Annotated in this window: 20 protein-coding genes; 4 read left to right on the top strand and 16 right to left on the bottom strand. The window is 72.0% G+C overall.

Annotated features, from left to right (window positions below; genetic code table 11):
* Positions 1-29 precede the first annotated feature (29 nt).
* The 6 genes from AB0I71_RS07570 to AB0I71_RS07545 are packed head-to-tail and all read right to left on the bottom strand — an operon-like array spanning position 30 to position 5,083.
* The gene (locus AB0I71_RS07570) at positions 30-2,003 is read right to left on the bottom strand and encodes a PucR family transcriptional regulator (protein ID WP_357582421.1); all 1,974 of its coding nucleotides are present in this window, start codon (positions 2,001-2,003) and stop codon (positions 30-32) included.
* Positions 2,004-2,046: 43 nt separating this feature from the next.
* On the bottom strand, positions 2,047-2,916 hold the full coding sequence (locus tag AB0I71_RS07565; protein ID WP_357582420.1) for an RNA methyltransferase: 870 nt from the start codon (positions 2,914-2,916) through the stop codon (positions 2,047-2,049).
* Between the two features lie 45 nt (positions 2,917-2,961).
* Positions 2,962-3,348 carry a VOC family protein gene (locus AB0I71_RS07560; RefSeq protein WP_357582628.1) on the bottom strand — a complete coding sequence of 129 codons (387 nt, stop codon included), beginning with the start codon at positions 3,346-3,348 and terminating at the stop codon, positions 2,962-2,964.
* A complete protein-coding gene (locus tag AB0I71_RS07555; RefSeq protein WP_357582419.1) occupies positions 3,348-3,644 on the bottom strand; it encodes a metalloregulator ArsR/SmtB family transcription factor in 297 nt (98 codons plus the stop codon). The genes AB0I71_RS07560 and AB0I71_RS07555 overlap by 1 nt, the downstream gene beginning before the upstream one ends.
* Before the next feature lie 33 nt (positions 3,645-3,677).
* Entirely contained in the window at positions 3,678-4,223 is a 546-nt protein-coding gene (locus tag AB0I71_RS07550) for an RNA 2'-phosphotransferase (protein ID WP_357582418.1), read from the bottom strand.
* Positions 4,220-5,083 carry a LysR family transcriptional regulator gene (locus tag AB0I71_RS07545; protein WP_357582417.1) on the bottom strand — a complete coding sequence of 288 codons (864 nt, stop codon included), beginning with the start codon at positions 5,081-5,083 and terminating at the stop codon, positions 4,220-4,222. Before AB0I71_RS07545 ends, AB0I71_RS07550 begins: the two co-directional genes overlap by 4 nt.
* A 70-nt stretch (positions 5,084-5,153) precedes the next feature.
* On the opposite strand from AB0I71_RS07545, the gene AB0I71_RS07540 reads away from it, so the two are divergent.
* A complete protein-coding gene (locus AB0I71_RS07540; RefSeq protein ID WP_357582416.1) occupies positions 5,154-5,678 on the top strand; it encodes a hypothetical protein in 525 nt (174 codons plus the stop codon).
* A gap of 240 nt (positions 5,679-5,918) precedes the next feature.
* Here AB0I71_RS07540 and AB0I71_RS07535 read toward each other — a convergent pair whose 3' ends face one another.
* The 4 genes from AB0I71_RS07535 to AB0I71_RS07520 all read right to left on the bottom strand — a co-directional run bounded on the left by AB0I71_RS07535 (position 5,919) and on the right by AB0I71_RS07520 (position 10,686).
* On the bottom strand, positions 5,919-8,159 hold the full coding sequence (locus AB0I71_RS07535; protein ID WP_357582415.1) for a tetratricopeptide repeat protein: 2,241 nt from the start codon (positions 8,157-8,159) through the stop codon (positions 5,919-5,921).
* 160 nt (positions 8,160-8,319) lie between these two features.
* Positions 8,320-8,796 (bottom strand): hypothetical protein, encoded by a 477-nt coding sequence (locus tag AB0I71_RS07530; RefSeq protein WP_357582414.1) that lies wholly within the window; start codon positions 8,794-8,796, stop codon positions 8,320-8,322.
* A 295-nt stretch (positions 8,797-9,091) separates the two neighbouring features.
* The gene (locus AB0I71_RS07525) at positions 9,092-10,183 is read right to left on the bottom strand and encodes a crosslink repair DNA glycosylase YcaQ family protein (protein ID WP_357582413.1); all 1,092 of its coding nucleotides are present in this window, start codon (positions 10,181-10,183) and stop codon (positions 9,092-9,094) included.
* 152 nt (positions 10,184-10,335) lie between these two features.
* Positions 10,336-10,686 (bottom strand): hypothetical protein, encoded by a 351-nt coding sequence (locus AB0I71_RS07520; protein ID WP_357582412.1) that lies wholly within the window; start codon positions 10,684-10,686, stop codon positions 10,336-10,338.
* A 156-nt stretch (positions 10,687-10,842) separates the two neighbouring features.
* Here AB0I71_RS07520 and AB0I71_RS07515 point away from each other — a divergent pair, with 156 nt between their 5' ends.
* Positions 10,843-12,693: a thiamine pyrophosphate-requiring protein gene (locus AB0I71_RS07515; RefSeq protein ID WP_357582411.1), complete on the top strand. Its 1,851-nt coding sequence runs from the start codon at positions 10,843-10,845 to the stop codon at positions 12,691-12,693.
* 100 nt (positions 12,694-12,793) lie between these two features.
* On the opposite strand, the gene AB0I71_RS07510 is transcribed toward AB0I71_RS07515, so the two are convergent.
* The 4 genes from AB0I71_RS07510 to AB0I71_RS07495 all read right to left on the bottom strand — a co-directional run bounded on the left by AB0I71_RS07510 (position 12,794) and on the right by AB0I71_RS07495 (position 17,894).
* A complete protein-coding gene (locus tag AB0I71_RS07510) occupies positions 12,794-14,983 on the bottom strand; it encodes a transglycosylase domain-containing protein (RefSeq protein ID WP_357582410.1) in 2,190 nt (729 codons plus the stop codon).
* Positions 14,984-15,212: 229 nt separating this feature from the next.
* Positions 15,213-16,022 carry a hypothetical protein gene (locus AB0I71_RS07505; protein WP_357582409.1) on the bottom strand — a complete coding sequence of 270 codons (810 nt, stop codon included), beginning with the start codon at positions 16,020-16,022 and terminating at the stop codon, positions 15,213-15,215.
* Between the two features lie 287 nt (positions 16,023-16,309).
* On the bottom strand, positions 16,310-17,419 hold the full coding sequence (locus AB0I71_RS07500) for an SPFH domain-containing protein (protein ID WP_357582408.1): 1,110 nt from the start codon (positions 17,417-17,419) through the stop codon (positions 16,310-16,312).
* A 4-nt stretch (positions 17,420-17,423) separates the two neighbouring features.
* Positions 17,424-17,894, bottom strand: coding sequence for an NfeD family protein (locus AB0I71_RS07495; protein WP_357582407.1), 471 nt, complete (start codon positions 17,892-17,894; stop codon positions 17,424-17,426).
* Positions 17,895-17,977: 83 nt separating this feature from the next.
* On the opposite strand from AB0I71_RS07495, the gene AB0I71_RS07490 reads away from it, so the two are divergent.
* Positions 17,978-19,297: a serine hydrolase domain-containing protein gene (locus AB0I71_RS07490; protein WP_357582406.1), complete on the top strand. Its 1,320-nt coding sequence runs from the start codon at positions 17,978-17,980 to the stop codon at positions 19,295-19,297.
* Positions 19,298-19,349: 52 nt separating this feature from the next.
* Here the strand turns inward: AB0I71_RS07490 and AB0I71_RS07485 are convergent, their stop codons facing one another.
* Both AB0I71_RS07485 and AB0I71_RS07480 read right to left on the bottom strand, forming a co-directional pair.
* Positions 19,350-20,666, bottom strand: a complete 1,317-nt coding sequence (locus AB0I71_RS07485; protein WP_357582405.1) for an AI-2E family transporter — start codon at positions 20,664-20,666, stop codon at positions 19,350-19,352.
* Between the two features lie 75 nt (positions 20,667-20,741).
* Entirely contained in the window at positions 20,742-21,554 is an 813-nt protein-coding gene (locus AB0I71_RS07480) for a DUF3097 domain-containing protein (RefSeq protein ID WP_357582404.1), read from the bottom strand.
* 204 nt (positions 21,555-21,758) lie between these two features.
* Between AB0I71_RS07480 and AB0I71_RS07475 the strand changes: the two genes are divergently transcribed.
* Positions 21,759-22,553: a hypothetical protein gene (locus tag AB0I71_RS07475; RefSeq protein ID WP_357582403.1), complete on the top strand. Its 795-nt coding sequence runs from the start codon at positions 21,759-21,761 to the stop codon at positions 22,551-22,553.
* The last annotated feature ends 26 nt before the right edge of the window (positions 22,554-22,579 follow it).

The raw sequence follows: 22,579 nt of genomic DNA, 5'->3' as shown, positions 1-22,579 counted from the left end.
GGTGGGGAGGTGGGTGGGTGGGTGGGGGGTCAGGGGGTGCGGATGGCGTCCAGGGCCAGCAGGGCTACGTGGAGGGAGAGGCAGGCGTCGACCGAGTCGAGGTCGACGTCGAGGATCCGGCCGATCCGGGCCAGCCGCTCGTAGAACGCCGGGCGGGACAGGTGGGCGGCGGCCGCCGCTGCGGACTTGTTCCGGCCCTGCTCCAGGTAGGCCCGCAGGGTACCCAGCAACTGCTCCCGGGGATGCTGCGCATCGTAGGCCAGCAGCGCGCCGAGTTGCCGCTCGACGAAGGTCTGCACCCGGGGCTCATCGCGCAGCAGGTGCAGCAGCCCGGCCAACCCGACATGCGGCAACCGGAAGATCGGCAGGTCACGCCGGTCCCGCCGGGCCGCGTCGGCGACCTGACGAGCCTCGATCAGCGACCGGCGTGCCTCCCGCATGCTGCCCACGCCGGATCCGGCGGCGATCAGCAGCCCGGTGATGGAGCGTCGGCCAGCACTCGGTGCGGGCGCATCGTCGGAACGGCTGGACGCTCCGGCGCGCCCCTGCGGGTCAGCGGCGCGACCAGACAGGTCAGCGCGACCGGAGCTATCAGCACGCCCAGACGAATCGGCACGCCTAGACGAATCATTGCGGCCGGGCAGGTCGGGGCGGCACCGGCGCAGCGCGGCAGCGAAGGCGGACAACGCCCGTTCCTCCGCTACCGCATCGGGCAGGGCGAGCAGGACACCCACCGTCTGGTCGTCAAGGGCACTGGTGAGCCCGGTCAGCCCGGCCTCGCGCAGCGCCTGTCCGACAGCTTCGGCGAGGTCACGCAGCCCGGCCGGCCCGGCGCCCGGGACGCTGTCGAACGCCTCGCCGAGGTTTCCCGGCTCGTTGAGCGGCCCGCTGCCCGCCGGCTGGCGGTGGCGCGCGGTGTCCTCGCCGCCGTCGTCGGTCCGGTGACGGACCACCACGCCGATGAGATGACGACGCTCCAGCACCACCCCGAGCGCCCGCGCCCGCAGCGCCACCTCGTCCACCGGCCAGGAGTGGTCGAGCAGGGCGGTGAGCAGGGTCCGGTGGAGTTGGCGTTCCAGTCCCTCGGCGTCCCGCCGGATCAGCCGGCCGAGGGCCAGCGTGGACGCCGCCCGCTCCACGAGGATGGTCAGCCTGGTCGGCGGCGAACCGGCGCTGTCGGCCGGGGTCGCGACCGCCCGGCCGAGGGCCGGCCCGGGGGCGGACCGACCACCGGCCGACGCCGGCAGCGACTGCCCACCGGCCAGGTCACCGCCGGGCGGCCAGCGCAACAGCAGCCGACCCCAGTCCTGTCCGCGGGCACCCACCATGGTGACCAGCCAGCCGCGGTCCGCGTCGTACGCCGTACGCCCCTCGGGCCGGATCCGCCGTGAGTGCTGCTCCCACCCGTCCAGCAGCAGCTCGGCGCTCTCCCCCGCCGGGTCGTACGCGAGCACCTGGCGGGACAGGTTCTCCAGCACCACCGGGCAGCCGGACAGCTCGGCCGCCTGCCGGACCACCTCCCCGAGGTCGGCACCCTCCACCGACAGCTCGGTGAACCGCTGGTGAATCTCCTCCGTGGCCCGTAGCTCGGTGAGCTGAGCGTCCACGATCAGGGCGTGCACCGCCTCGGTGATCCGCACGAACGGGGTGGCCCGGCGCAGCTCCACCAACGGCAGACCGTGACGTTCGGCGGCGGCCACCATCACCCGGGGTACGCCGTCGAGGTAGCGACGGCCCAGCTCGACCACCAGCCCGGAGACGCCGACGCCGGCCAGGTCCCCGATGAAGGCCCGCAGCCCGGCGTCGTCACCGGGCAGCCCGATACCCGTGGTGAGCACCAGCTCGCCACCGCCGAGCAGGGTGGCGATGTCCGGTACCTCGGCGACGTGCACCCAGCGCACCCGACGGTCCAACCCGACCTCCCCCGCGACCAGGCGCGGCGCGCCGTGGCGGACCGGGTCCAGGGCGAGGACCTCACGCACGGTAGGGAACACCCGCGACACGCTACCGTCCGTGACTGTGGCTCCGGTAACCGCCGGTCGGACCTCAGAACGGGTCGTCGCGGCCCAGCTCCCAGCAGGCCACGGCGGTGGCGGCGGCGACGTTCAACGAGTCCACGCCGCGTCGCATCGGGATCACCACCCGTGCGTCGCTGGCGGCCATCGCCGCGCCGGTCAACCCGGCCCCCTCGGCACCGAGCAGCAGCGCGGCCTGGGACCGCTGGGCCGGGCCCAGTCGTTGGATGGGCACCGCGTCGGGTGCCGGCGTCATCGCCAGCACGGTGAACCCGGCGGCCCGTACGTCGGCCAGCGCCGTCGGCCACGGTTCCAGCTTCGCGTACGGCACGGCGAAGACCTCACCCATGCTGACCCGTACGCTGCGCCGGTAGAGCGGATCGGCGCAGGTCGGCGAGAGCAGCACGGCGTCCACGCCCAACCCCGCCACCGCCCGGAAGATCGCCCCCAGGTTCGTATGGTTGTTGACGTCTTCGAGGATCACCACGCGACCGGCGGTGGCGAGCACCTCAGCGGCGGTCGGCAGCGGCTTGCGCCGGAACGAGGCGAGCACCCCCCGGTGCACGTGGAACCCGGTCGCCTCGCGCAGCACGTCGGGAGTGGCGGCGTACACCGGGGCGTCGCCCGTGTCGAGGTCGGCCAACTGGTCGACCCGCTTGGCGTCGACGAGGAACGACCGGGCCGGGTAGCCGGCCCGCAGCGCCCGCCGCAGCACCAGCTCACCCTCGGCGATGAACAGGCCGTGCGGTGGCTCCCAGCGGGTACGCAGCTCGACGTCGGTGAGCGCCCGGTAGTCGGCGATCCGCTCGTCGTCGGGCTCGGTGATCAGGTGGACGGGCACCCGCCGATTCTGCCGGACCCTGCGGCGCCGGGAGCTGACAGGCCCGCGGCCGACCGGCACGACGGCCGCGCAAGGCCGCGCCCACCGACCGAGGAGGCGGTAGGGCTACTTCATGGTGGCGATCTGGATCAGGTTGCCGCAGGTGTCGTCGAGGACGGCGGTGACCACCGGGCCGAGGTCGGTCGCCTCCTGGGTGAACTCGACGCCGAGGCCCTTGAGTCGCTCGACCTCGGCGTGCACGTCGTCGACGACGAACGAGGTGAACGGGATGCCGTCGGCCACCAGGGCCTGCTGGAACGGGGCTGCCGCCGGGTGGCCGGCCGGTTCCAGCAGCAGCTCGACCCCGTCGGGGTCGGCCGGCGAGACGACGGTGAGCCAGCGGGCCTCACCGGCGGGCACGTCGGTCTTCTTGAGGAACCCGAGCTTCTCGGTGTAGAAGGCGAGCGCCTTGGCCTGGTCGTCGACGAACACGCTTGTGACGTGGATGCGGATCACGGTTCTGGTGCCTCTCGGTCGATGGGCCACCGCTCGACGATCGAGCGCAGCGGGCTCGTGTCGATGTGGTGGAACTTGTACCGGCCTTGTCGCCGGGTGAGTACCAGGCCGGCCTGTTCGAGCACCGCGAGGTGCTGTGAGATGGCCTGGCGTGAGGAGGTCAGGTTGTGCTTCACGGTCAGTCGGCCGCAGATCTCGAAGAGCGTCTGACCGTCCCTGTCGATCAACTCGTCCAGGATCGTGCGTCGCGTCGCGTCACCGATGGCCTTGAAGAGGTCAGGGTCGGCGTCCACAGACACATTTATAGGCAAGCGGACACTTGCCTGTCAAGCCGGCCCGCCGACCACGATCCAGCGGGCTGGGACGTGGTCGGTCAGCCAGACACCGTTGGCGGCCCGGTAGAAGACGAACCCGTTGCGGTGCATGCCGGCCGCGTCCACGGTCAGCACGACCGGGTCACCGCGTCGGGCACCGACCGTGGCGGCGGTCTCCCGGTCCACCGACAGGTGGACGTGGGTACGACCGCGTGGTCGCAGCCCCTCGGCACGGATGCCGGACAGGTGACGGGCCACCGTGCCGTGGTAGAGCAGCGACGGTGGGGCGACGGGTTCGAGGCGCAGGTCGACGGCGATCGAGTGGCCCTGCGCGGCCCGGATCCGCCCGGCGTGCAGCTCGAAACGCTGCTTGTCGGTGCCAGCGACCAGCTCGGCCAGCACCTGCCGGGTGACCGGACGGCCGTGTCGGGCGAGCGCGGCGAGCAGCACCTCCACCTCGACCCAGCCGCCCTCGTCGAGGGTGATGTCGACGGCGTCCGGACGGTGGCGGAGCACGTACGCGAGGAACCTGCTGGCGGAGGTGAGCCGGTCGGTCACGGGCCGATGCCGAACTGGTCGAGCAGGTCCTGCACCACGGCCCGTCGTGGTGGCCGCCAGGTGGCCCAGTACCGGATCTCCGGCAGGCCGTGGATCGGGACCGCACGCAGCCCGTCGGGAAGCCCGACGCAGCCGTTGACCACCGTGGCGCCGACCCCCAGCGCGGCGAGATGCACCAACAGGTCCCACCCGTCGACCTCCGCGGCGACCTGCCAGCGCACGCCCGCGTCGAGCAGGGCGCGGTCCAGCGCCCTGCGGTGCGGTCGCCCGGCCGGGGGTACGACAAGATCCAGGCCATCGAGATCGCCGAGCCGGACCTGCCGGCGGGCGGCGAGCGGGTGCCCGGCACCGAGGACGAGCACCTGCCGATAGGCGGCGATCTGCGTCGACTCGAGCTGCCGGCCGGGCGGGTCGTGCGCGACGACGGCGAGGTCGGCCCGCCCGCTGGTGAGGGCGGCGAGGGCGGCGTCCCGGTCAGCGGTGATCACGTGGACCCGGCGTCCCTGGCGGCCGACCCGCTGGATCGGTCCGCTGATCACCCACCGCAGCGCGCCCCGCCCGGCCGCGATGGTGAGCGTCGGCGCGGACTGCTGGTGCAACTCCCGCAGGAACTCCTCGGCCCGTCGGCGGGAGTCCAGTGCGTACGCGGCGAGGCGTTCCCCGGCGGCCGTCAGCGTCAGCTTGCGACCGTCGCGTTCGTACAGGTCGACGCCGAGCGCGGTGGCCAGCTTCCGGATCTTCACGTGCAGGGAGGGCTGGCTGATGTGCAGCTCCTGCGCAGCGGTGGTGAAGTTGCGGTGCTCGGCGAAGACCGCGAACGACCGCAGCGCGTCGGCTTCCAGCAGGCTCCGCCCGTCCATAGTTCCAAACTATAGATGCGGTGCCAAACAATAGTTCCGCCCGAGACGATCGCGCCGCATTCTGAGCCGCGTGACGGAGAACCTTCCCCGGCTCGGCATCGACATCGGCCGGGTCATCATCGACGGCCCCGCCCACCCGGGCGGCGGTGACACCGCCTTCTTCAGCGGGGACGAGGCGACCATGCTGGCCACCCCCGAGGTGCCCGGTGCCGTCGAGACCATCGCCCGTCTCGTCCCCCTCTTCGGCGGCCGGGTGTGGCTGGTCTCCAAGTGCGGCCCGCGCGTCCAGGCCCGTACCCTGCGCTGGCTCGCCGCCCACGACTTCCACCGGCGCAGCGGCATCCCCCGCGACCACGTCCGGTTCTGCCGGGCGCGGGCCGACAAGCGGGCCCACTGCCTCGACCTCACCCTCACCCACTTCGTCGACGACCATCCCGAGGTGCACGCCGCCATCCGGGGCGCGGTCGCCCAGCAGTACTTCTTCGGACCGCAGCGCCGCCCGGTGCCCGCCTACGGTCGACCCACGCCCACCTGGACCGACGTCGAACGCCTCGTCGTCGGTTCGCTGCGTGCCGCGAGTCCTGGCCACCCATGAGACACCACCGCGCGCGTCAGGTCGGTGGGTCGACCGGCGGTCGGCGGCGCGCCCAGGCGAGGAACCTGTCGAACAGCACCCCACTGGCTGGCCGCCACCCGGCCACGCTCGCGGGTTGCGGCATGTCGCACCCTCCCGCTCCGCGGAAACCCCAAGATGCCGCAACCCGCGAGCACAGCCGCAACCCGCGCGGGTAGCGCGTCCGTCGCGCGGGTAGCGCGTCGGCGCGCAGAGGCGTGGTCAGGGTGGCGACAGCCGCGACAGCACGCGGTGGGCGTGCTCGGCCGACGGGTCGCCGAGATCGTCGAGGATCTGCGCCGCGCGTCGCCATGCGTCGACGGCCCGGGAGATGTCGCCCATCGCCTCGCGGGCCTCGCCGAGCCGCTGAAGCGTCTCGGCCTCGTGGTAGCGGTCCGCGGATTCACGGAACAGCCCGATGGCCTCCTCGAAGCAGTCGGCCGCCCGATCATGCTCACCCAGGCGGGCGTGGGCGAAACCGAGGCTGTCCAACGTAGCCGCCTGACCGTTGCGGTCGCCGCTCGCCCGCTGCTGAGCGAGCGCCTGCGTGCAGCTCTCGATCGCCCGTGGATAGTCTCCCGTGGCGGCGTAGAGCCAACCGACGGCGTTCAGGGCCCGTGCCTCGCCGGCGCGGTTGCCGACCGATCGGTACAGCCGTAGCGCTTCCTGTCCGTGACGGATCCCTTCCTCGGGTCGCCCACGCATGAAGCAGACCTCGGCGTGGTTGTGCAGCGTCAGCGCCTGGCCGGTCGGGTCGTCCAGTCGCCGGTGCAGGTCCAGGGCGCGTAGCAGCCGTCTCTCCGCCATGTCGAGGTCACCGAGACGGGTCTCCGCACGGGACAGCAACCGGTTGGCGACGGCCTGACCGGCGAGGTCGTCGACGCGTTCCGCCGCGACGAGCGCGATCTGCTGTGCCACGCGCTGATCCCGCCAGAGACCACGCGGGGCGAAGAACGTGGTCAGCGCCCAGGCCAGTTGCCAGGCGTACGCCTCGAAGCCGGTCTCGGCGGCCTGGCGCACGGCCCGCAGCAGCACCTGATGTTCCGCCGCGAACCAGCCGAGCGCCGCGTCGTGGTTCTCTGCCGGGGACCTGACGTTCGACGGCACCGGGGGAAGCGGATCGATCGCCGGCCACTGCGGCTGGAGCAGCACCGCCGCCGGGTAGGAACTGTGCAGGTAGTAGTCGAGCAGTCGGTGGCGCGCCTCCCACGACTCGTCGACTTCCCCGGCGCTTCGCGTCAGTTCGGCCGCGTACGCCCGGAGCAGGTCATGGAAGGAGTAGCGGCCGGGCAGGTGTTCGGTCAGCAGGTGCAGTCGGGTCAGCTCCCGCAGCGGCGGTGTGATCGTCGCCGGGGTCTCCCCGGCGAGCGCCGCCGCGGCCTCCACGGTCAGGTCCGGTCCGGGGTGTAACCCCAGCAGGCGGAACAGTCGGGCCGCCGGCCGGCTCAGCGCCAGGTAGGACCAGGAGAAGACGGCGCGTACGTCGCCGTCGGCCAGCGCGTCAAGCATCGCCTCGTCGGGGCGCAGGCTGGCGGCGAAGGCGTCGAGCGGGAAGCTGGGATGCAGCGCCACCCGTGCCGCCACGATCGACAGCGCGAGCGGCAGCCGTCCGGTCGAGTCGATGATGTCCGCCGCGGCGGCCGGCTCGGCGGCCAGCCTGCGGGCGCCGAGGCGACTGGCGAGCAGGCTCATCGACTCGGTGCTGGTGAGCACGTTGAGTCGGATCGGGTGTGCTCCTTCCGCCGCGATCAGCCCGGACAGCTCGTCCCGGCTGGTCACCACGACCACGCAGCCGCCGGCACCGGGCAGCAGCGGTCGGACCTGCGCCGAGTCGCGCGCGTTGTCGAGCACCAGCAGCAGACGACGGTCGGCCAGCAGGCTGCGGTGCAGCCCGACGCGGTCCGCCAGGCTGGCCGGGATGCCGGTGGCCGGCACGCCGAGCGCTTCGAGGAAGCCGCGCAGGGCATCGCTCGGGTCGACGACGTCGGCCTCGTCGTAGCCGCGCAGATTGATGTAGAGCTGGCCTTCAGGGAAGCAACCGGCAGCCCGGTGCGCCCAGTGCAGGGCGAGCGCGGTCTTTCCGACCCCGGCCATCCCGGAGATCGTGAAGATGGCCACCGCCGGCTGCCGGGCCGGTTCCGCGTGGTGACCGGAGTCGAGAATTTCCAGCTCGCGGCGGCGGCCGACGAAACCCGGCACCGCCAGCGGCAGTTGCTGCGGTCGCTCCCCCGCCGGACCGGCCAGGTCGGGGTCCGCGGCGCGGATGAAGTGGACGCGGTCGGCGTCGGACAGGTTGAACGCCTCGGCGAGCAGTCGGACCGTCGACTTGCGCGGCCGGGCCACCCGTCCGTTCTCCACGTCCCGGATGCTGCGTACGGCCAGGCCGGTGGCGGCAGCGACATCCTCCTGGGTCAAGCCGAGCCGCCGCCGGTGGGCCGCCACCATCTGACCAAACCGGGCCATGCCCATCCACTCATGGCCTGCCGGGTCCGCGGTGGGCCGGCCAGCCTCTCGACGGGAAAAGGATGTCCGGTGAAGGTTTCTACTGGATGGCGTACTCCTTGTCGAGCCGGAGCCCGACGGCCGGGACAGGCGGGACGGGCGGGACGACGGGCGGTCCGTTCTACTCCATGAAGTCGTAGATGTACTCGCCGAACTCGGCGTGGTACCTGTCCTGGGTCTGCTGCCAGGCGGTCGAGATGTTCGTCCGGCCGGCCGGCCCGCGCCTACCGAAGTAGGGCAGGTGGTGGAGGTAGTAACCGAAGATCCGGTCGCAATGCACGAAGTACGCGTGCGTGTCCAGGATGTGGCCGTGCCAGAACTCGTCGATGTCGATGTGCGGCGGCAACAGTTCGCCCTCGTACCTGCGACGCAGGTACAGCCAGTTCTTGTAGAGCCGCTCGAAGTAGTCCGCCCGGGCCGGGCTCCATTCGCTGCCCAGCATGTCGCGTCCCTGGGTCAGCCGGTACTTCAGCGGCCCGAAGTCGATGGCGTCGATGTACCGCCGCACCTCGGCGAGGTCGGCGATCCGGTTGATTGAGGTGGCGCGGGGAACGTCCCAGCGGAGTTCCTCGGCGGGCTTGACGGCGATTTCGGTCATTTCGCAGCCCAATCTCGATCGGTCGACTGGATTTGCGGTGGTGGCCCGGGCGGCACCGCCGGCCCGGGCCACCAGGTCACGTCAGACGGCCTGGTCGCAACACACCACCCACTGCGGGAGTCCCCCGTTGACGCAAGCACCACCCGAAGCGGATACCAGGGACGCTATTTCCACGCCCAGGGGGCATCCAGGAGATTGACCGGCAGTTGACCGGCAGGTCCCTGGTGGACCACGCTCGGACGTGCCCACGCCGTCGGGCCGGCGGGTGGCCGGCGGACCCGAGCGCAGCTGGCCGTTACGGCACCTGGGACCGGCTGGTCTTCAGGCACAGCCAGGTGGCGAGAGCTTCGATCTCGGCGTCGACCTCGGCGGTCATCGCCCGGGTGAAGGGGACGTCCTCGTGCAGGGCGTTGACGACGAGGACGCCCGCCTTGCGGTCGGCGGTCGCGTCCAGCTTGCCGACGAGCCGGTCGTGATGGAGTACTGGCAGCGCGAAGTAGCCCCACCGCCGCTTGTCCCGAGGCTTGTACATCTCCAGGAGGTACTCGTAGCCGAACAGTTGCTCGGTGCGTACCCGGTCGTGGATCAACCGGTCGAACGGCGACAGCAACGCGGTGCGCCCCTCGAACGGCAGCCCCAGGTACACCGGGTCGACCCGCCAGGTCCCGGGTACGCCCTCCACCACCGCCTCCTCCCCCGCGACGCCGACGAACGGTGACTCGCCCGGGGTCAACGTGCCACCGGACCGGGCGATGCCCAACGCGGCGAGCCGGCGCTCGTCACGCAGCCGGGCCGCCTCGTCCGGGTCGAGGTCCGGCAGGTCGACGGCGTACACCTGCTTGGGGAGATCCCAGTAGCGCTGCCGTCCCTTGCGGCCGGAGATCGCCACCTGACCCTGCCGGGCCAGCAGTTCGAGCATCTTTGTGACGTTGCGATTGTTGGTCCAACCGCTCGACGGCCACGGCACCACACTGGTGTCGGGGATGTCCCGGGACAGCAGCGGACCCTTCGCCGCCAGGACGGCCAGGACGTCCCGGCGGAACGACTCGTTCTGCTCCATCCAGGCCCGGGCGGACGGATGGGTCGCGGCGCGGGCCTCGGCGATCACGGCGGGCAGGTCGTCCGGCGTGCGGATGTACGCCACAGTCTCGACCAGGCTGCGCTCGACCTCGATCGCCCTGGTCAGGTGGGCGGGATCGTAGGCCGGACCGAGCCGGCTCCACAGCACGAGATCGGCGCTGGGCGCGATGGCCGCCGTGGGGTCGAGTTGCAGGATCGTGAGGCGCTGAACGACGTCCACGAGGTCGCTCGGGCGCGGCGCGGCGAGCAGCTGGGCGTGGATCGCGATCCGGCGAGCTTCTTCCCGGGTCAGTCGGTGGGCGACCATGCCGCCGACCCTACCCACCCGCCCCTGCCGAAAGGGGCGACGAACCCGTCGCGCGTCGGAGGCCGCACCGCCCCGGCTCGTTGTCGAGATCGCCGGTGCCGGCGACAGCCGGGCAATACCGCTGCCTCGGCCCGGCGCGGGCCGCCCTCGGGTCACACGACGTCGTGGAACCAGCGACGGGATGAAGGGGGCAGCAGCAGGAGGCCGACGACGGTCGCGTATCCGGCGATGTACACCAGCGACAACGCATCGGTCGACGTCAACGTGACGAGGCCGTACACGATGCTCCAGGTGAGCAGCACGGTCACCCAGAACCGGGCGCGCCCGCTACCGCGGCACAGGCCGACGGCCAGCACCAGGACAAGTACGGGAACCATCAATCCGATGCCCGTGGCCCCGGGCGTCGTCACCAGCGCGCCCACCGAGCCGACGACGGTCAGCACCAGAAGCGAGACGGCGGCGACGACCGGCAGGGGGATGCGTGGTCGCCGCTGCTCAGTCATCGCCACATGCTACTGACCTGATCCGCCTCCACCGGTGCCCGAGAACCCGTCGAGTGAACCGGCCGACGGACACGTCCCGATTCAGCGGTTTCGTACCTTCCGGACCGGGGAATGCCGCGCCACTCCGTTCGCAGCCCGACCCGGAAAGGCGCACCGATGAGCGCAGACCACGCCGGCACGCTCGTGCCGGCCGACCCGTGGCCGTTGCCGCGCGAGGCCAGCGTCGCGGACCACATCGTGCAGCGGCTCGCCTGCTGGGGCGTACGCCGCTACTTCGGCTTCCCCGGCGACGGCATCAACGGGATGACCTCGGCCCTGCAACGTACAAACGAACAGGTGCAGTTCGTCCAGGTGCGGCACGAGGAGACCGCCGGGTTCGCCGCCTCGGCGCACGTCAAGTACGGCGGTGGGCCGCTCGGTGCGGTGCTGGTCACCAGCGGTCCCGGCGCCATCCACGCCCTCAACGGCCTCTACGACGCGAAACTGGATCACCAGCCGGTGGTCGCCCTGGTCGGGCACACCGCACTCACCGCCGAGGGCGGCGGCTACTACCAGGAGGTCGACCTGCTCGCCCTCTACAAGGACGTGGCGGCGGCGTTCCTGGCCCAGCTCGACCACCCGTCCCAGGTACGCCACCTGGTGGACCGGGCGTGCCGGACGGCGCTGGCCCGGCGTACCGTCACCGCCCTGGTGCTGCCGCTCGACGTGCAGGACCTGCCGGCGGTGCCCAACCCGCCACACGCGCACGGCTTCTACCACACCAGCAGCGTGCCGAGCAGCGGCCCGACGGTGCCGCCGGAGGCGGACATCCGGCACGCCGCCGAGGTGCTCGGCAGCGGCGAACGGGTGGCAATGCTTGTCGGCCAGGGTGCGCTCGGTGCCGAAAGCGAGGTACGCGAGATCGCCCACCGCCTCGGCGCGGGCGTGGCGACGGCGCTGCTCGGCTTCACCACGGTGGACCACCGCGAGCCGTGGGTGACAGGTGCCATCGGCCTGCTCGGCACCCGGCCCAGCTGGCAGCTGATGAACCAGTGCGACCGACTGCTGATCGTCGGCAGCAACATGCCGTACTCGGAGTTCTACCCGCAGCCCGGGCAGGCGCGGGCGGTGCAGATCGACCACGACGGTACCCAGCTCGGACTGCGCTACCCGACGGAGGTGAACCTGACCGGCGACGCCGCACCCACCCTGCGGGCGCTGCTGGCCGCACTCGGCCCCGGTCCTGGACCGACCCGTTGGCGTCAGACCATCGCCGGGGCCACCGCGGCGTGGCGGCAGTCGCAGCGGGAACTGGCCGAGCAGGACGCCGACCCGGTCAACCCGCAGTTGCTCTTCGCCAGCCTCAGCGAGCGCCTGCCCGACGACGCGATGCTCGCCGTCGACTGCGGCACCACCACCGCCTGGTACGCCCGGCACATCAAGGTCCGTCCGGGGATGTTGGCCAGCCTGTCGGGCACCCTGCTGTCCATGGGCGGCGCCATGCCGTACGCGTTGGCGGCCAAGTTCGCCCACCCGGACCGCCCGCTGGTGGCCCTGATCGGCGACGGCGCGATGCAGATGAACGGGGTCAACGAGCTGATCACCGTGGCGAAGTACTGGCAGGGCTGGGCCGATCCGCGGTTCGTGGTGCTGGTGCTCAACAACCGGGATCTGGCGTTCGTCAGCTGGGAGCAGCGTTCCACCGAGGGCACCCCGATGTTCCCGGACAGCCAGCAGTTGCCCGACATCGCGTACCACCGCTGGGGTGAGGTGCTGGGGCTGCGCGGCGAGCTGGTCGACCACCCGGACCGGGTGGCCGACGTGTGGGACCGGGCGCTGCGCGCCGACCGCCCCACGGTGATCAACGCACTGGTCGACCCCGCCGAGCTGATGATGCCCCCACATTTCACCACCGACCAGGCCCGCAAGACCGCCGCCGCCATGCTGCGCGGCGACACCGACTGGGCCGGCATCGTCCGCCGCGGCATTCCCAGCGTGGTGACCACCTACCGCCCCCGCCGCCGCTAACCCCACCCACACCCACCTTGTTGATCATGAGGTTAGCGGCACTTCTAGAGATCGAACTTGCCGCTAATCTCATGATCAACGGGGATATGACCGGGGGTGGTCAGCCGCGGTTTTGGAGCCAGCGGCGGAAGTCGGCCAGGGGGTTGTCGGGGGTGCGGCGGGGGTCGGGGAGCGGGTCGCGTTCGGCCGGGCGGCGGGGGGTGCCGACGAGTTCGCGGCTGGGCGGGGTGAATGCCTGTGCCGGCTGGTCCTCGACTGCCGTGCCGATGATCCGGGCGACCGCGTCGATGACCCGCGCCTGCACGGCGGCACCGACGGAGTCGGTCGGGTCGTCCGGGTTGGCGGCGATACCGGCGACCGCGACCTGCGGGGTGTACCCGACGAAGCTCTCCGTGGCGGCCCGGTCGGAGCTACCGGTCTTGCCGGCCACCGGCCGGCCGTCGAGGATCCGGTTCACCGCGGTGGCGGTGCCGCCGTTGCACTGCCCGAAGGCGGACTGCTGACCCACCGGGCAGCGCGCGGCGTCGGTGGCGGCGCGGGCCACGTCGGCGTCGAGCACCCGCCGGCAGGACGGGTCACCGACGGCCAACCGCTGCCCGTCCGGCGCGGTCACCGACACCACCGGCAGCGGCGCGCAGTACGTTCCCTCAGCCGCCACCGTCGCGTAGGCGTTGGCCAGGTCGAGCGGGGTGGTGGCGGCCACGCCGAGGGTGAACGCGCCCCAGTCGGCCGCGTCGTTGGCGGCGAAGTCGGCGTCGGACTCCGCGCGGAAGGTGATGCCCAGCCGCTGCGCCATCTCGACCACCTTCTCCGGCCCGACCTGCTCGGCCAGCCAGACGAAGTAGGTGTTCACCGAACGGCCGAAGCCGTCCCACATCATCCGGTAGCCGTCCATCCAATCCGGGTTGGCGTTTGCCGGGCACCAGCGGCCGTCGCAACTGCTGTCCCCCTCGGCGGCGTACCGGGTGGGCAGTCGGCTGGGCGCGTCGAACCCGGTGGACAGCGTCCGACCGGACTCCAGCGCGGCGAGCATGGTGAACAGCTTGAACGTGGATCCGGCCTGGTAGCCGGCCACACCGGGGCCGCCGGAGATCAACGGGTTGACGGTGTTCGGGTAGTTGCTCTGCCCGTCGGGGTTGCTGTCGAGGCTGTAGTGGCGGTTGACGGCCATCGCCAGCACGCGACCGGTGCCGGGCTCGACGGCGGCGATCGGCACGGCGCGCGGGTTGTCGTACCCGTAGATGCCGGTGGCCTGGCGCTGCGCGGTGGCCTGGACCTGCGGGTCCAGCGTCGTCACCACGCGGTAGCCACCGCGCCGAAGTGCCTGCTCCCGCTCCTGCACGGTGTCGCCGAACTCCGGCTGTGCGACCCACCAGCGGCGCAGGTAGTCGCAGAAGAAGCCCCATCCGTCGCGGCCGCCGGCGGTGGCCGCACAGCCGTTGGCCTGGTCGCTCGGGTCCAGCGTCAACGTCTCGGCCCGGGCCTCGGCGGCCTGCTCAGCAGTGATCGCCCCGGTCTCGACCATGGAGTCCAGCACGTACCCCCGGCGCTCCAACGCCGCGTCGGCGTCGCCGTCGATCGGGCTGTACGCCTCCGGCGACTGCACCAGGCCGGCGAGCAGAGCCGCCTCGGCGAGGGTCAGGTCGGCCGGCGCCTTGGAGAAGTAACGCTGGCTCGCGGCCGCCACCCCGTACGCCCCGGAACCGAAGTACGCGATGTTGAGATAGCGGTTGAGGATCTCGTCCTTGCCGAGGCGCTGCTCCAACGCATTGGCGTACCGGATCTCCTGGAGCTTGCGCCCGATGGTCGGCTCGGTGGCCGCAGCCCGCTCCTCCGCGGTGCGGCTCGGGTCGGTCTTGAGCACGTTGCGTACGTACTGCATGGTCAACGTCGAGCCGCCCTGCCCGGTGCCCTCGGTGACGTTGCTGACCACCGCCCGGAGCATGCCGCGCAGGTCGACCCCGCCGTGGTCGTAGAAGCGCCGGTCCTCGGCGGCCACGATCGCCTGGCGCATCACCGGCGCGATCTCCCCCAGCGCCACGTCCGTACGGTTGACGTCGTAGAACGTGGTGATCAGCGTCTTGCCGTCGTTGGCGTAGAGGTAGGACCGCTGCGGGGTGGCCGGGGTCCGCAACGCGTCCGGCAGTGCGGCGTAGTTCCCGAGTGCCGCCTTCGCGGCGAAGCCGAGCAGCAGGTTGCCCGGCAGCGCGGCGACCGCCAGAACCAGGCCGGCGAGTACGCCGGTCAGCACGACGGTGAACAGCCGCGACAGCGGCGTAGGGGTGGCCATGGTCCCCAGGATTGCCGCGAAAGCCACCTTCCGGCCACCACAATTAGCCAGTTGTCAGGCAATTCACCGCTATTTGCCAGCCACCACTGCGCTGGCAGGCCGAGGGATCGCAGGATTCAGCGACACTGCTGGACATCGGGAACAGCCGGTCGCAGGACGGACATTCGTTGCGGTTCGTCAGTGACCGGGCAACGCGACCGTCACCACCAGCGGGCGGATCGGCAGCTCCTCAGGCCGCGCCGAGCGGACCCGCGCCCCCCGGTCCCATCGGAGCTGCCGGCCCGGCGGTGGCGACGCTGGCACTTGTCGCGTCGCGAAGGATCTCCCGGGGCATCAGCCGGCCCGAGCGGTAGCAGATGCCGATCCCGGAGATCAACACGAAGATCGCCCCGAAGGTCTGCAACGAACCGATCAGCGCGCCGCCGAGGCCGAGCAGCGGGCTGGCGATCATCAGCATCGTCCCGTCCCCGATGCTGAACATCCCCGAGCGGGCCACCGCCCATCCGGTGAGCAGCCAGCCGGCGCTGTAGCAGGTGGCGCCGACAAGCACCAGCGACCGGGCGGTGGTGCCGAAGACCGGGGTCTGCTCGGACAGCCCCGCGAAGGGCAGCATGAGCACCGTGCCAGCGATGCTGACCAGCAGGCCGGCCACCGCGGCGTGCCGGCTGCGGGTGGCGGCGAGCAGCCCGGTCAGTCCGAGCAGGGCCAGCAGGCCGAGCCAGACCGCGGCCACCCAGCCGATCAGGTACAACGCCCGCCCGTCGGCCGGGTACGGGTCGTTGCCCACCCCGCCGTCGCTGGCCATCGCCACCGCGCCGTAGAGAATCGCGTACGCCGGCAGCAGCCAGACCGCGGCCCGGGCCAGCCGCCGTAGCGACCAGGCCCAGCTGGCGTTGGTGGCGGGACCGGGCGGTGCCGGTTCGTCGATGAAGGGAAGTACGCCGAATCCCCCGCCGGCACGCCGGGTGCCGATCGGCCCCTTGGGGTCGTGGGCTCCGGGGACCTCCGGCGTGGACCACAGCCGCCGCACCGGCTCCATGCGTCACCTCGCTCATCCACGAGCGGTGCCGGGACACGCCGCGGCGCCCCGATGCCTGGTCACCACCCGCACTAGGACCGATGGTGGCAGGCACCGGGACGCGTCATGAGCATTTCTCGCATTTGCCGTCAGGTTCGAGCCCGGCCGGCGAGACCCGACCCCGCCACCGCCCGCGACCACCGGTCAGACACCGCTGGTGCCCCGCCGACGCCTGCCCGAGTTGCGGCATCCCGCGCCGAACCGGCCCGAACCGCCAGAGCGGTTCGGGCCGGCACCGGGATCGCGGATCAGCCGCGCTCGCGCTGGTCCGAGGTGTCGTTGAGCAGGCTCGCCGGGGAGACCGGCTCCGGCGCGGGCAGCCCCTGCGGGCTCTTGCCGCCGGTGGCCTGAGCCTCGGCCACGCGTACCTCGTTGTGGATCTCCTCGGCCGCGAGCGCGGCGGCCTGCGCGGCCTCGGCCGCCTCCCGCTCCACCGCGCTGGCGTCCTCGGACGCCTCCTGGCTCGGCGCGTCGCCGACCATCTGGCTCAGTCCACCGAGCGCGCCGCCCATGCCCTCCAGGGCCTTGGTCAGCTCGGCCGGCACGATCCACACCTTGTTCGCCGTGCCGTTGGCGATCTGCGGCAGAGCCTGGAGGTACTGGTAGGCGAGCACCTTCTGGCTCGGGTTGGCCTGGTGGATGGCGTCGAACACGGTCCGGATCGCCTTCGCCTGGCCCTCGGCCTGCAGGATGCGGGCCTGCCGGTCACCGTCGGCGCGCAGCACCGCCGCCTGCTTCTCACCCTCGGCGGAGAGAATCTGCGACTGCTTGTGACCCTCGGCGTTCAGGATCGCGGCCCGGCGGTCCCGCTCGGCGCGCATCTGCTTCTCCATGGAGTCGCGGATGCTCGGCGGCGGCTCGATCGCCTTGATCTCCACCCGGGTCACCTTGATGCCCCAGCGGCCGGTGGTCTCGTCCAGCACACCGGAGAGGTGTCGGTTGATCTCCTCCCGGCTGGTCAACGCACGCTCCAGGTCCAGCGAGCCGATCACGTTACGCAGCGTGGTGACGGTCAACTGCTCGATCGCCTGGAGGAAGTTGGAGATCTCGTAGGTGGCCCGGACGGAGTCCACCACCTTGAAGTAGAGGACGGTGTCGATCGACACGACCAGGTTGTCCGAGGTGATCACCGGCTGCGGCGGGAAGCTGACCACCTGCTCGCGCATGTCGACCTTGGTACGCACCGCGTCGACGAAGGGCACGAGGATGTTCAGACCAGGGTTCAGCGTGCGCTTGTACCGGCCGAGTCGCTCGACGACGTCCTGGCGCTGCTGCGGCACGATCCGTACCGACTTGGCCAGGGTGACCACCGCGATCAGTGCGACTGCTATCAATAGGGCGGGAACTACGAACTCCATCCGTTCACCTTTCCGCTTCGGGTAGCTCGCCGGGAGTAGTGACGTCCCGCCAGACCAGGGCTACCGCTCCCTTGACCTGGATAACCTGCACCCGCTCACCGGGTGCGAAAACCTGGGTGGCGTCGTAGGCGCGAGCACTCCACACCTCGCCGTCGATCTTCACCATGCCCCGGTCGGCGTCCACGGCCTCCAGCACCAGGGCGGTCGAGCCCTCGATCGCCTCAATCCCGAAGGTCGTGTCGCCGCTGTCGGAGCTGGTCTGTTTGTGTCGTTGAATGACCGGTCGCGCGGCGAACACGGTAAGCGCGGAGACGACCGCGAAGACCACCGCCTGCACGGCCACCGGCGCGCCGAGCGCGGCGGCGCCGGCGGCGGCGAACGCGCCGACCGCGAACATGATCAAGAACAGGGTCGCCGTGAAGATCTCAGCGACCGCCAGCACCACACCCAGCACGATCCACAGCACGGCATCCACGTAACGATCGTGACATGTCAGTGCACGTGTCATCGAACTGTCATGATCTCAGAGCCGCGATCGCCAACACCGAGGGAGACTTCGTGCCCCTGCGTCCCGAAACCGCCCGGCAGATCGACGCCCTGGTGGCCGACGCACAGTCCGCCGGCCACGTCCCGTCGCTGATCATCGGCGTGGTGCGCGACGGTGCGCTGGCGCACCTGGCCGCCGCCGGCACCCAACCACCCCCCGACGCCGACCTCCAGTACCGCATCGGCTCGATCACCAAGACGATGACGGCCGTGCTGGTCATGCAGGAACGCGACGCCGGCCGGCTGGCGCTGGACGACCCGCTGCGGCGGCACCTGCCCGACGCCGCCGCGGCCGGCGCGGTCACCCTGCGGCAGCTGCTCGGGCACGCCGGCGGCCTGCAACGCGAACCCGACGGCCCATGGTGGGAGCGCAGCGAGGGCGTCGACCTGACCACCCTGCTGACCGGGTTCACCGCCACGAAGATCGCGTACCCGCCGCACCGCTTCTGGCACTACTCCAACCTGGCGTACGGGCTGCTCGGCGGGGCACTGGAGAAGCTGACCGGGACGCCCTGGGCGCAGTTGGTGCAGGAGCGGATCCTGGACCCGCTCGGCCTGCGCCGCACCACCTACGCACCCACCGAGCCGTTCGCCCGGGGCTACGTGGTGCATCCCTGGCACGACACGCTGCGGGAGGAACCGCGTACCGACAGCCGTTCGATGGCGCCGGCCGGCCAGCTCTGGTCCACCGTCACGGACCTCGCCCGCTGGGCGGCCTTCCTCGCCGACCCCGACCCGGCGGTGCTGGCGCCCGCCACGCTCGACGAGATGTGCGCCCCGGTGATCCTCAGCGACCTGGACTCCTGGCGCGGCGGGTACGGCCTCGGCATCCAACTCACCCGCGACGGCGACCGGGTCCACGTCGGGCACGGCGGTTCGATGCCCGGCTACATCGCCACGCTGGCCGTGCACCGCCCCAGCCGCACCGGCGTCGTCGGCTTCGCCAACTCGTACGGCTTCCGCACCGGGGGGATCGGCCCACTCGGCCACCGGATCCTCACCCACGTGCTCGACGCCGAACCGGTACCGGCCCGACAGTGGTCGCCGGCCGAGGTACCGCCCCCGGCCGACCTGGCCCCGCTGACCGGCCGCTGGTGGTGGATGGGTACCGCGCTCGACGTCAGCTGGGACCGGGCGAGCGGTGAACTGGTCGGCACCCTGCGCGGCGACCGGACCAGCCGCTACACCCCGGACGGCCCCGACCGGTGGCGCGGCGTCAGCGGCATCGAGAACGGCGAGGTGCTGGCGGTGCTGCGCGACGAGGCGGGCCGACCGGTCGCACTCGACATCGCCACCTTCGTCTTCACCCGGAGCCCGGACGACGAACCCTGACCGCCCGGCCGGCCGGCCGACGTCCCACACCTGGCCGGACCGGCCGGCGCCGTCACGGCGGGGTGGAGCGGACCACCACCGCCTCGGGCACCGGTGGCGTCGGGGACTGCGGCAAGGGGGTCGCTGACGTCGGCGCAGGTGGCGTCGGCCGCTGGCGGGACAGTCGGCGCACCGCGGTGTTGAGCACGGCGATCAGCGGTACGGCGACGAGCGCGCCGACGATGCCCTCCAGCACCACCCCGGCGGTCACCGCCAGCACCACGGGCAACGGATGCAGCGCAACCGCCCGGCCCATGATCCACGGTTGCAGGACGTTCCCTTCGACCTGCTGCACCACGACAACCGCACCAAGAATGATCAACGCGGTGACCCAGCCACCGTCGACGAGGGCCACCAGGACCGCGACCGCGCCGGACAGCGTCGCGCCGACGATCGGGATAAACGCGCCGAGGAACACCAGCGCCGTCAACGGGAAGGCGAACGGCACGTCGAACAGCACGAGCGCGATTCCGATGCCCACCGCGTCGATGAACGCCACTAGCACCGTGGCGCGTACGTAGGCGACAAGGGTCAGCCAGGAGGCACGCCCGGCGTCGTTGACCCGCCAACGGGCGCCGACCGGGAAGATCCCGACCACGAACCGCCAGATCCGGTCCCCGTCCCGCAGGAAGAAGAACGTGGCGAACAGCACCAGCAGCGCACCTGTGAACACCTCGACCACGGTGCCGGCGGTCGCGATCGCGTTGCTTGTCAACGCCTGCGAATTCTCGTTGATCCAGTTCTGCCCGGCCTCGATGTACGTGTCGAGCTGCCCGTCGGAGAGGTTCAGCGGGCCGTCACGCAGCCAGTCCTGGATCTGCCCGATGCCGGCCGCGGCACTGGAACTCAGCTCGGGCAGGCCCGCGATGAACTCGTTGACCACCAGGGTCAGCGTGCCGACCACCGCGGCCAGCCCGCCGATGAGCACCACGGCGGTGGCCAGCGTGCGCGGGAACCGGGCCCGCAGCAGCCAGCCGACGGCCGGCGCCAACAGGGCGGCGAGCAGCAACGCCACAAGCAACGGGACGATGACGACCCGGATGGCGCCGAAGACCCGCAGCAACGCCCAGCCGACGAGCCCGATGACGATGAGCCGCCACGACCAGGCGGCGGCGATCCGCAACCCTCTCGGCACGTCCGCGTCGTCGCGGCTCGTCGTGGACACGGCCCCGTCGTCCGTCGGCGGCACCGGTTCGGGAATCAGCCGATCTCGCTCGGCCGCCCGCTCGGCACGCCGCGCGTTCTCCCGCTCACGGGCCGTACGCACCGACTCGCGTCCCGTCGCGTACGCCTGACGCAACCGCTGCCGCAGCTGCCCTAACCGGCTCACGTGCGTACCCCCGGGGGTGGTAGGGATCAGGTCGTTCACGGTAACGGTCGACGACCTCGCCGGTGGGTCGGCGGGTCAGTCCGGCTCGGTCACGAAGTCGATCAGCCGTTCCACCGCGTTGATCAGCGGCGTCTCCACGTCGGCGAAAGTGTTCACCCGGGACAGGATGTGCCGCCACATGTCGGCCGGTTCGGCGACGCCGAGCGCCGCGCAGACGCCGTCCTTCCACGGCCGTCCGGGTGGCACCACCGGCCACGCCGCGATGCCCACCGCGGCGGGCTTCACCGCCTGCCACACGTCGACGTAGGGGTGCCCGGTGACCAGGACGTGCGGCGAGTTGACCCGGGCCACGATGCGACTCTCCTTGGAGCCGGGTACGAGGTGGTCGACAAGCACGCCGAGCCGGCGACCCGGGCCGGGGCCGAAGTCGCGTACCTCGGCGTCGAGGGCGTCGATGCCGGACAGCGGTTCCACCACCACACCCTCGATGCGCAGGTCGTCGCCCCAGATCCGCTCGACGAGGGCGGCGTCGTGCACGCCCTCGACCCAGATCCGGCTGGCCCGGGCGACCCGGGCGCGTGCGCCTTCCACCGCGACCGAGCCCGACGCGGTACGCCGCCGGGCCGCCGGCACCTGTGGTCGGGTGGGACGGCGCAGGGTGACCGGGCGCCCGTCGAGCAGGAACGCCGCCGGCAGCAGCGGGAAGTTGCGCCGCCGGCCGTGCCGGTCCTCCAGCACCACCGCGCCGGCCTCGAAACCGACGACCGCCCCGCAGAAGCCGGAGTCGGCGTCCTCGACCACCAGGTCCGGATCGGCGTCGACCTCCGGAATCACCTTCCGCCGCCGCCAGTCCCCCGCCAACACGTCCTCGCCGTACCGCCGCCCCATCCCGCCACGCTAATCCTGCCGCCGACACACCCCAACCCCGACACACCCCGCCCCTCCCCCACGATCGCGATCATGCAGGTGTGCCACGTCATAAAAGCCGCGAACATCTACCGACCGCCCACCACAACTGCATGATCGGCGCGGCGGGGAGGTGGGGGCGCGGCTGTCGAGACACGGACGGGCGTCACCACGTACTCTTTCGGCATGTCCACCCCCGCTGCGGGTGCGGCCATCCTCGCGCCGCGCCGGTCGAGCCGGTTCGTTGCCTGGGTGCGCGCGTGGCGCGCCGGGCTGGTGCCCTTCGACGAGGTCGCCGACGCGGTCGCCGGCACCGAGGAGCACCTGGTCGCCGACGCGCCAGGCACCTGGACGGACGTGCCGCTGCGGGACGCGCTACCCACTCTGGCCAAGCTCTCGCCGGACGAGATCCGCCTGGTGCTGCCGGCGCCGGGCGACCCGCGCGGCCTGCCCGGCCCGGGTGACTTCGCCGGTGCGGCGCTGCTCGCCGGCGAAGCCGTGATCGCCGGCCCGCTGGGATTGATCCCCGAGGTACGCGTGCACACCTCCGGCTCCGGCGACACCTTCGAGACGGTGCTCTGGCGGGTCCACCCGCTGCCGGCGAACGCCCCCGCCGCCTGCCTCACCCTGCCCGGTGCCGCCGAGGCGGAGGTGGAGCTGGCGGCCGCGCTGGCGGACACCACAGCCGCGCTCACCCGGCTCGACGTGGCCCAGTGGCGTCCGGAGCTGGCCGGCGCCCTGGAGGCGTTGCGCCGCCCCGACGGCACCACCGACCTGCCACCCGGGTTCGACCCCCGGTCGCGCCGGCTGTTCGCCCGTGCGGCGGTGCTCGACCGGGTGCTCGCCCTGGCCGGACACGCGGCCCCCGGCGGCGCGGTGAACAACTACGAGGCCCAGCAGCGCGACGCCGCCCTGCGCCCGCTCACCGCCGCCTGCCGCCAAGCCCTCGTAGCCGCCTGCAACGCCCCCCTCCGCCCCTAACCCCACCCGCACCCGCACCCGGGGTG

Source organism: Micromonospora sp. NPDC049891 (assembly GCF_040660295.1).
In the GTDB taxonomy this organism is placed as follows: domain Bacteria; phylum Actinomycetota; class Actinomycetes; order Mycobacteriales; family Micromonosporaceae; genus Micromonospora.
This window is presented reverse-complemented; position numbering and strand designations above follow the sequence as displayed.

Coding starts and splice junctions, on each gene's coding strand:
- AB0I71_RS07545 (WP_357582417.1), bottom strand. CDS start 5,083: ATGGACGGGCGGAGCCTGCTGGAAGCCGACGCGCTGCGGTCGTTCGCG.
- AB0I71_RS07535 (WP_357582415.1), bottom strand. CDS start 8,159: ATGGCCCGGTTTGGTCAGATGGTGGCGGCCCACCGGCGGCGGCTCGGC.
- AB0I71_RS07530 (WP_357582414.1), bottom strand. CDS start 8,796: ATGACCGAAATCGCCGTCAAGCCCGCCGAGGAACTCCGCTGGGACGTT.
- AB0I71_RS07525 (WP_357582413.1), bottom strand. CDS start 10,183: ATGGTCGCCCACCGACTGACCCGGGAAGAAGCTCGCCGGATCGCGATC.
- AB0I71_RS07520 (WP_357582412.1), bottom strand. CDS start 10,686: ATGACTGAGCAGCGGCGACCACGCATCCCCCTGCCGGTCGTCGCCGCC.
- AB0I71_RS07515 (WP_357582411.1), top strand. CDS start 10,843: ATGAGCGCAGACCACGCCGGCACGCTCGTGCCGGCCGACCCGTGGCCG.
- AB0I71_RS07510 (WP_357582410.1), bottom strand. CDS start 14,983: ATGGCCACCCCTACGCCGCTGTCGCGGCTGTTCACCGTCGTGCTGACC.
- AB0I71_RS07505 (WP_357582409.1), bottom strand. CDS start 16,022: ATGGAGCCGGTGCGGCGGCTGTGGTCCACGCCGGAGGTCCCCGGAGCC.
- AB0I71_RS07500 (WP_357582408.1), bottom strand. CDS start 17,419: ATGGAGTTCGTAGTTCCCGCCCTATTGATAGCAGTCGCACTGATCGCG.
- AB0I71_RS07480 (WP_357582404.1), bottom strand. CDS start 21,554: ATGGGGCGGCGGTACGGCGAGGACGTGTTGGCGGGGGACTGGCGGCGG.
- AB0I71_RS07475 (WP_357582403.1), top strand. CDS start 21,759: ATGTCCACCCCCGCTGCGGGTGCGGCCATCCTCGCGCCGCGCCGGTCG.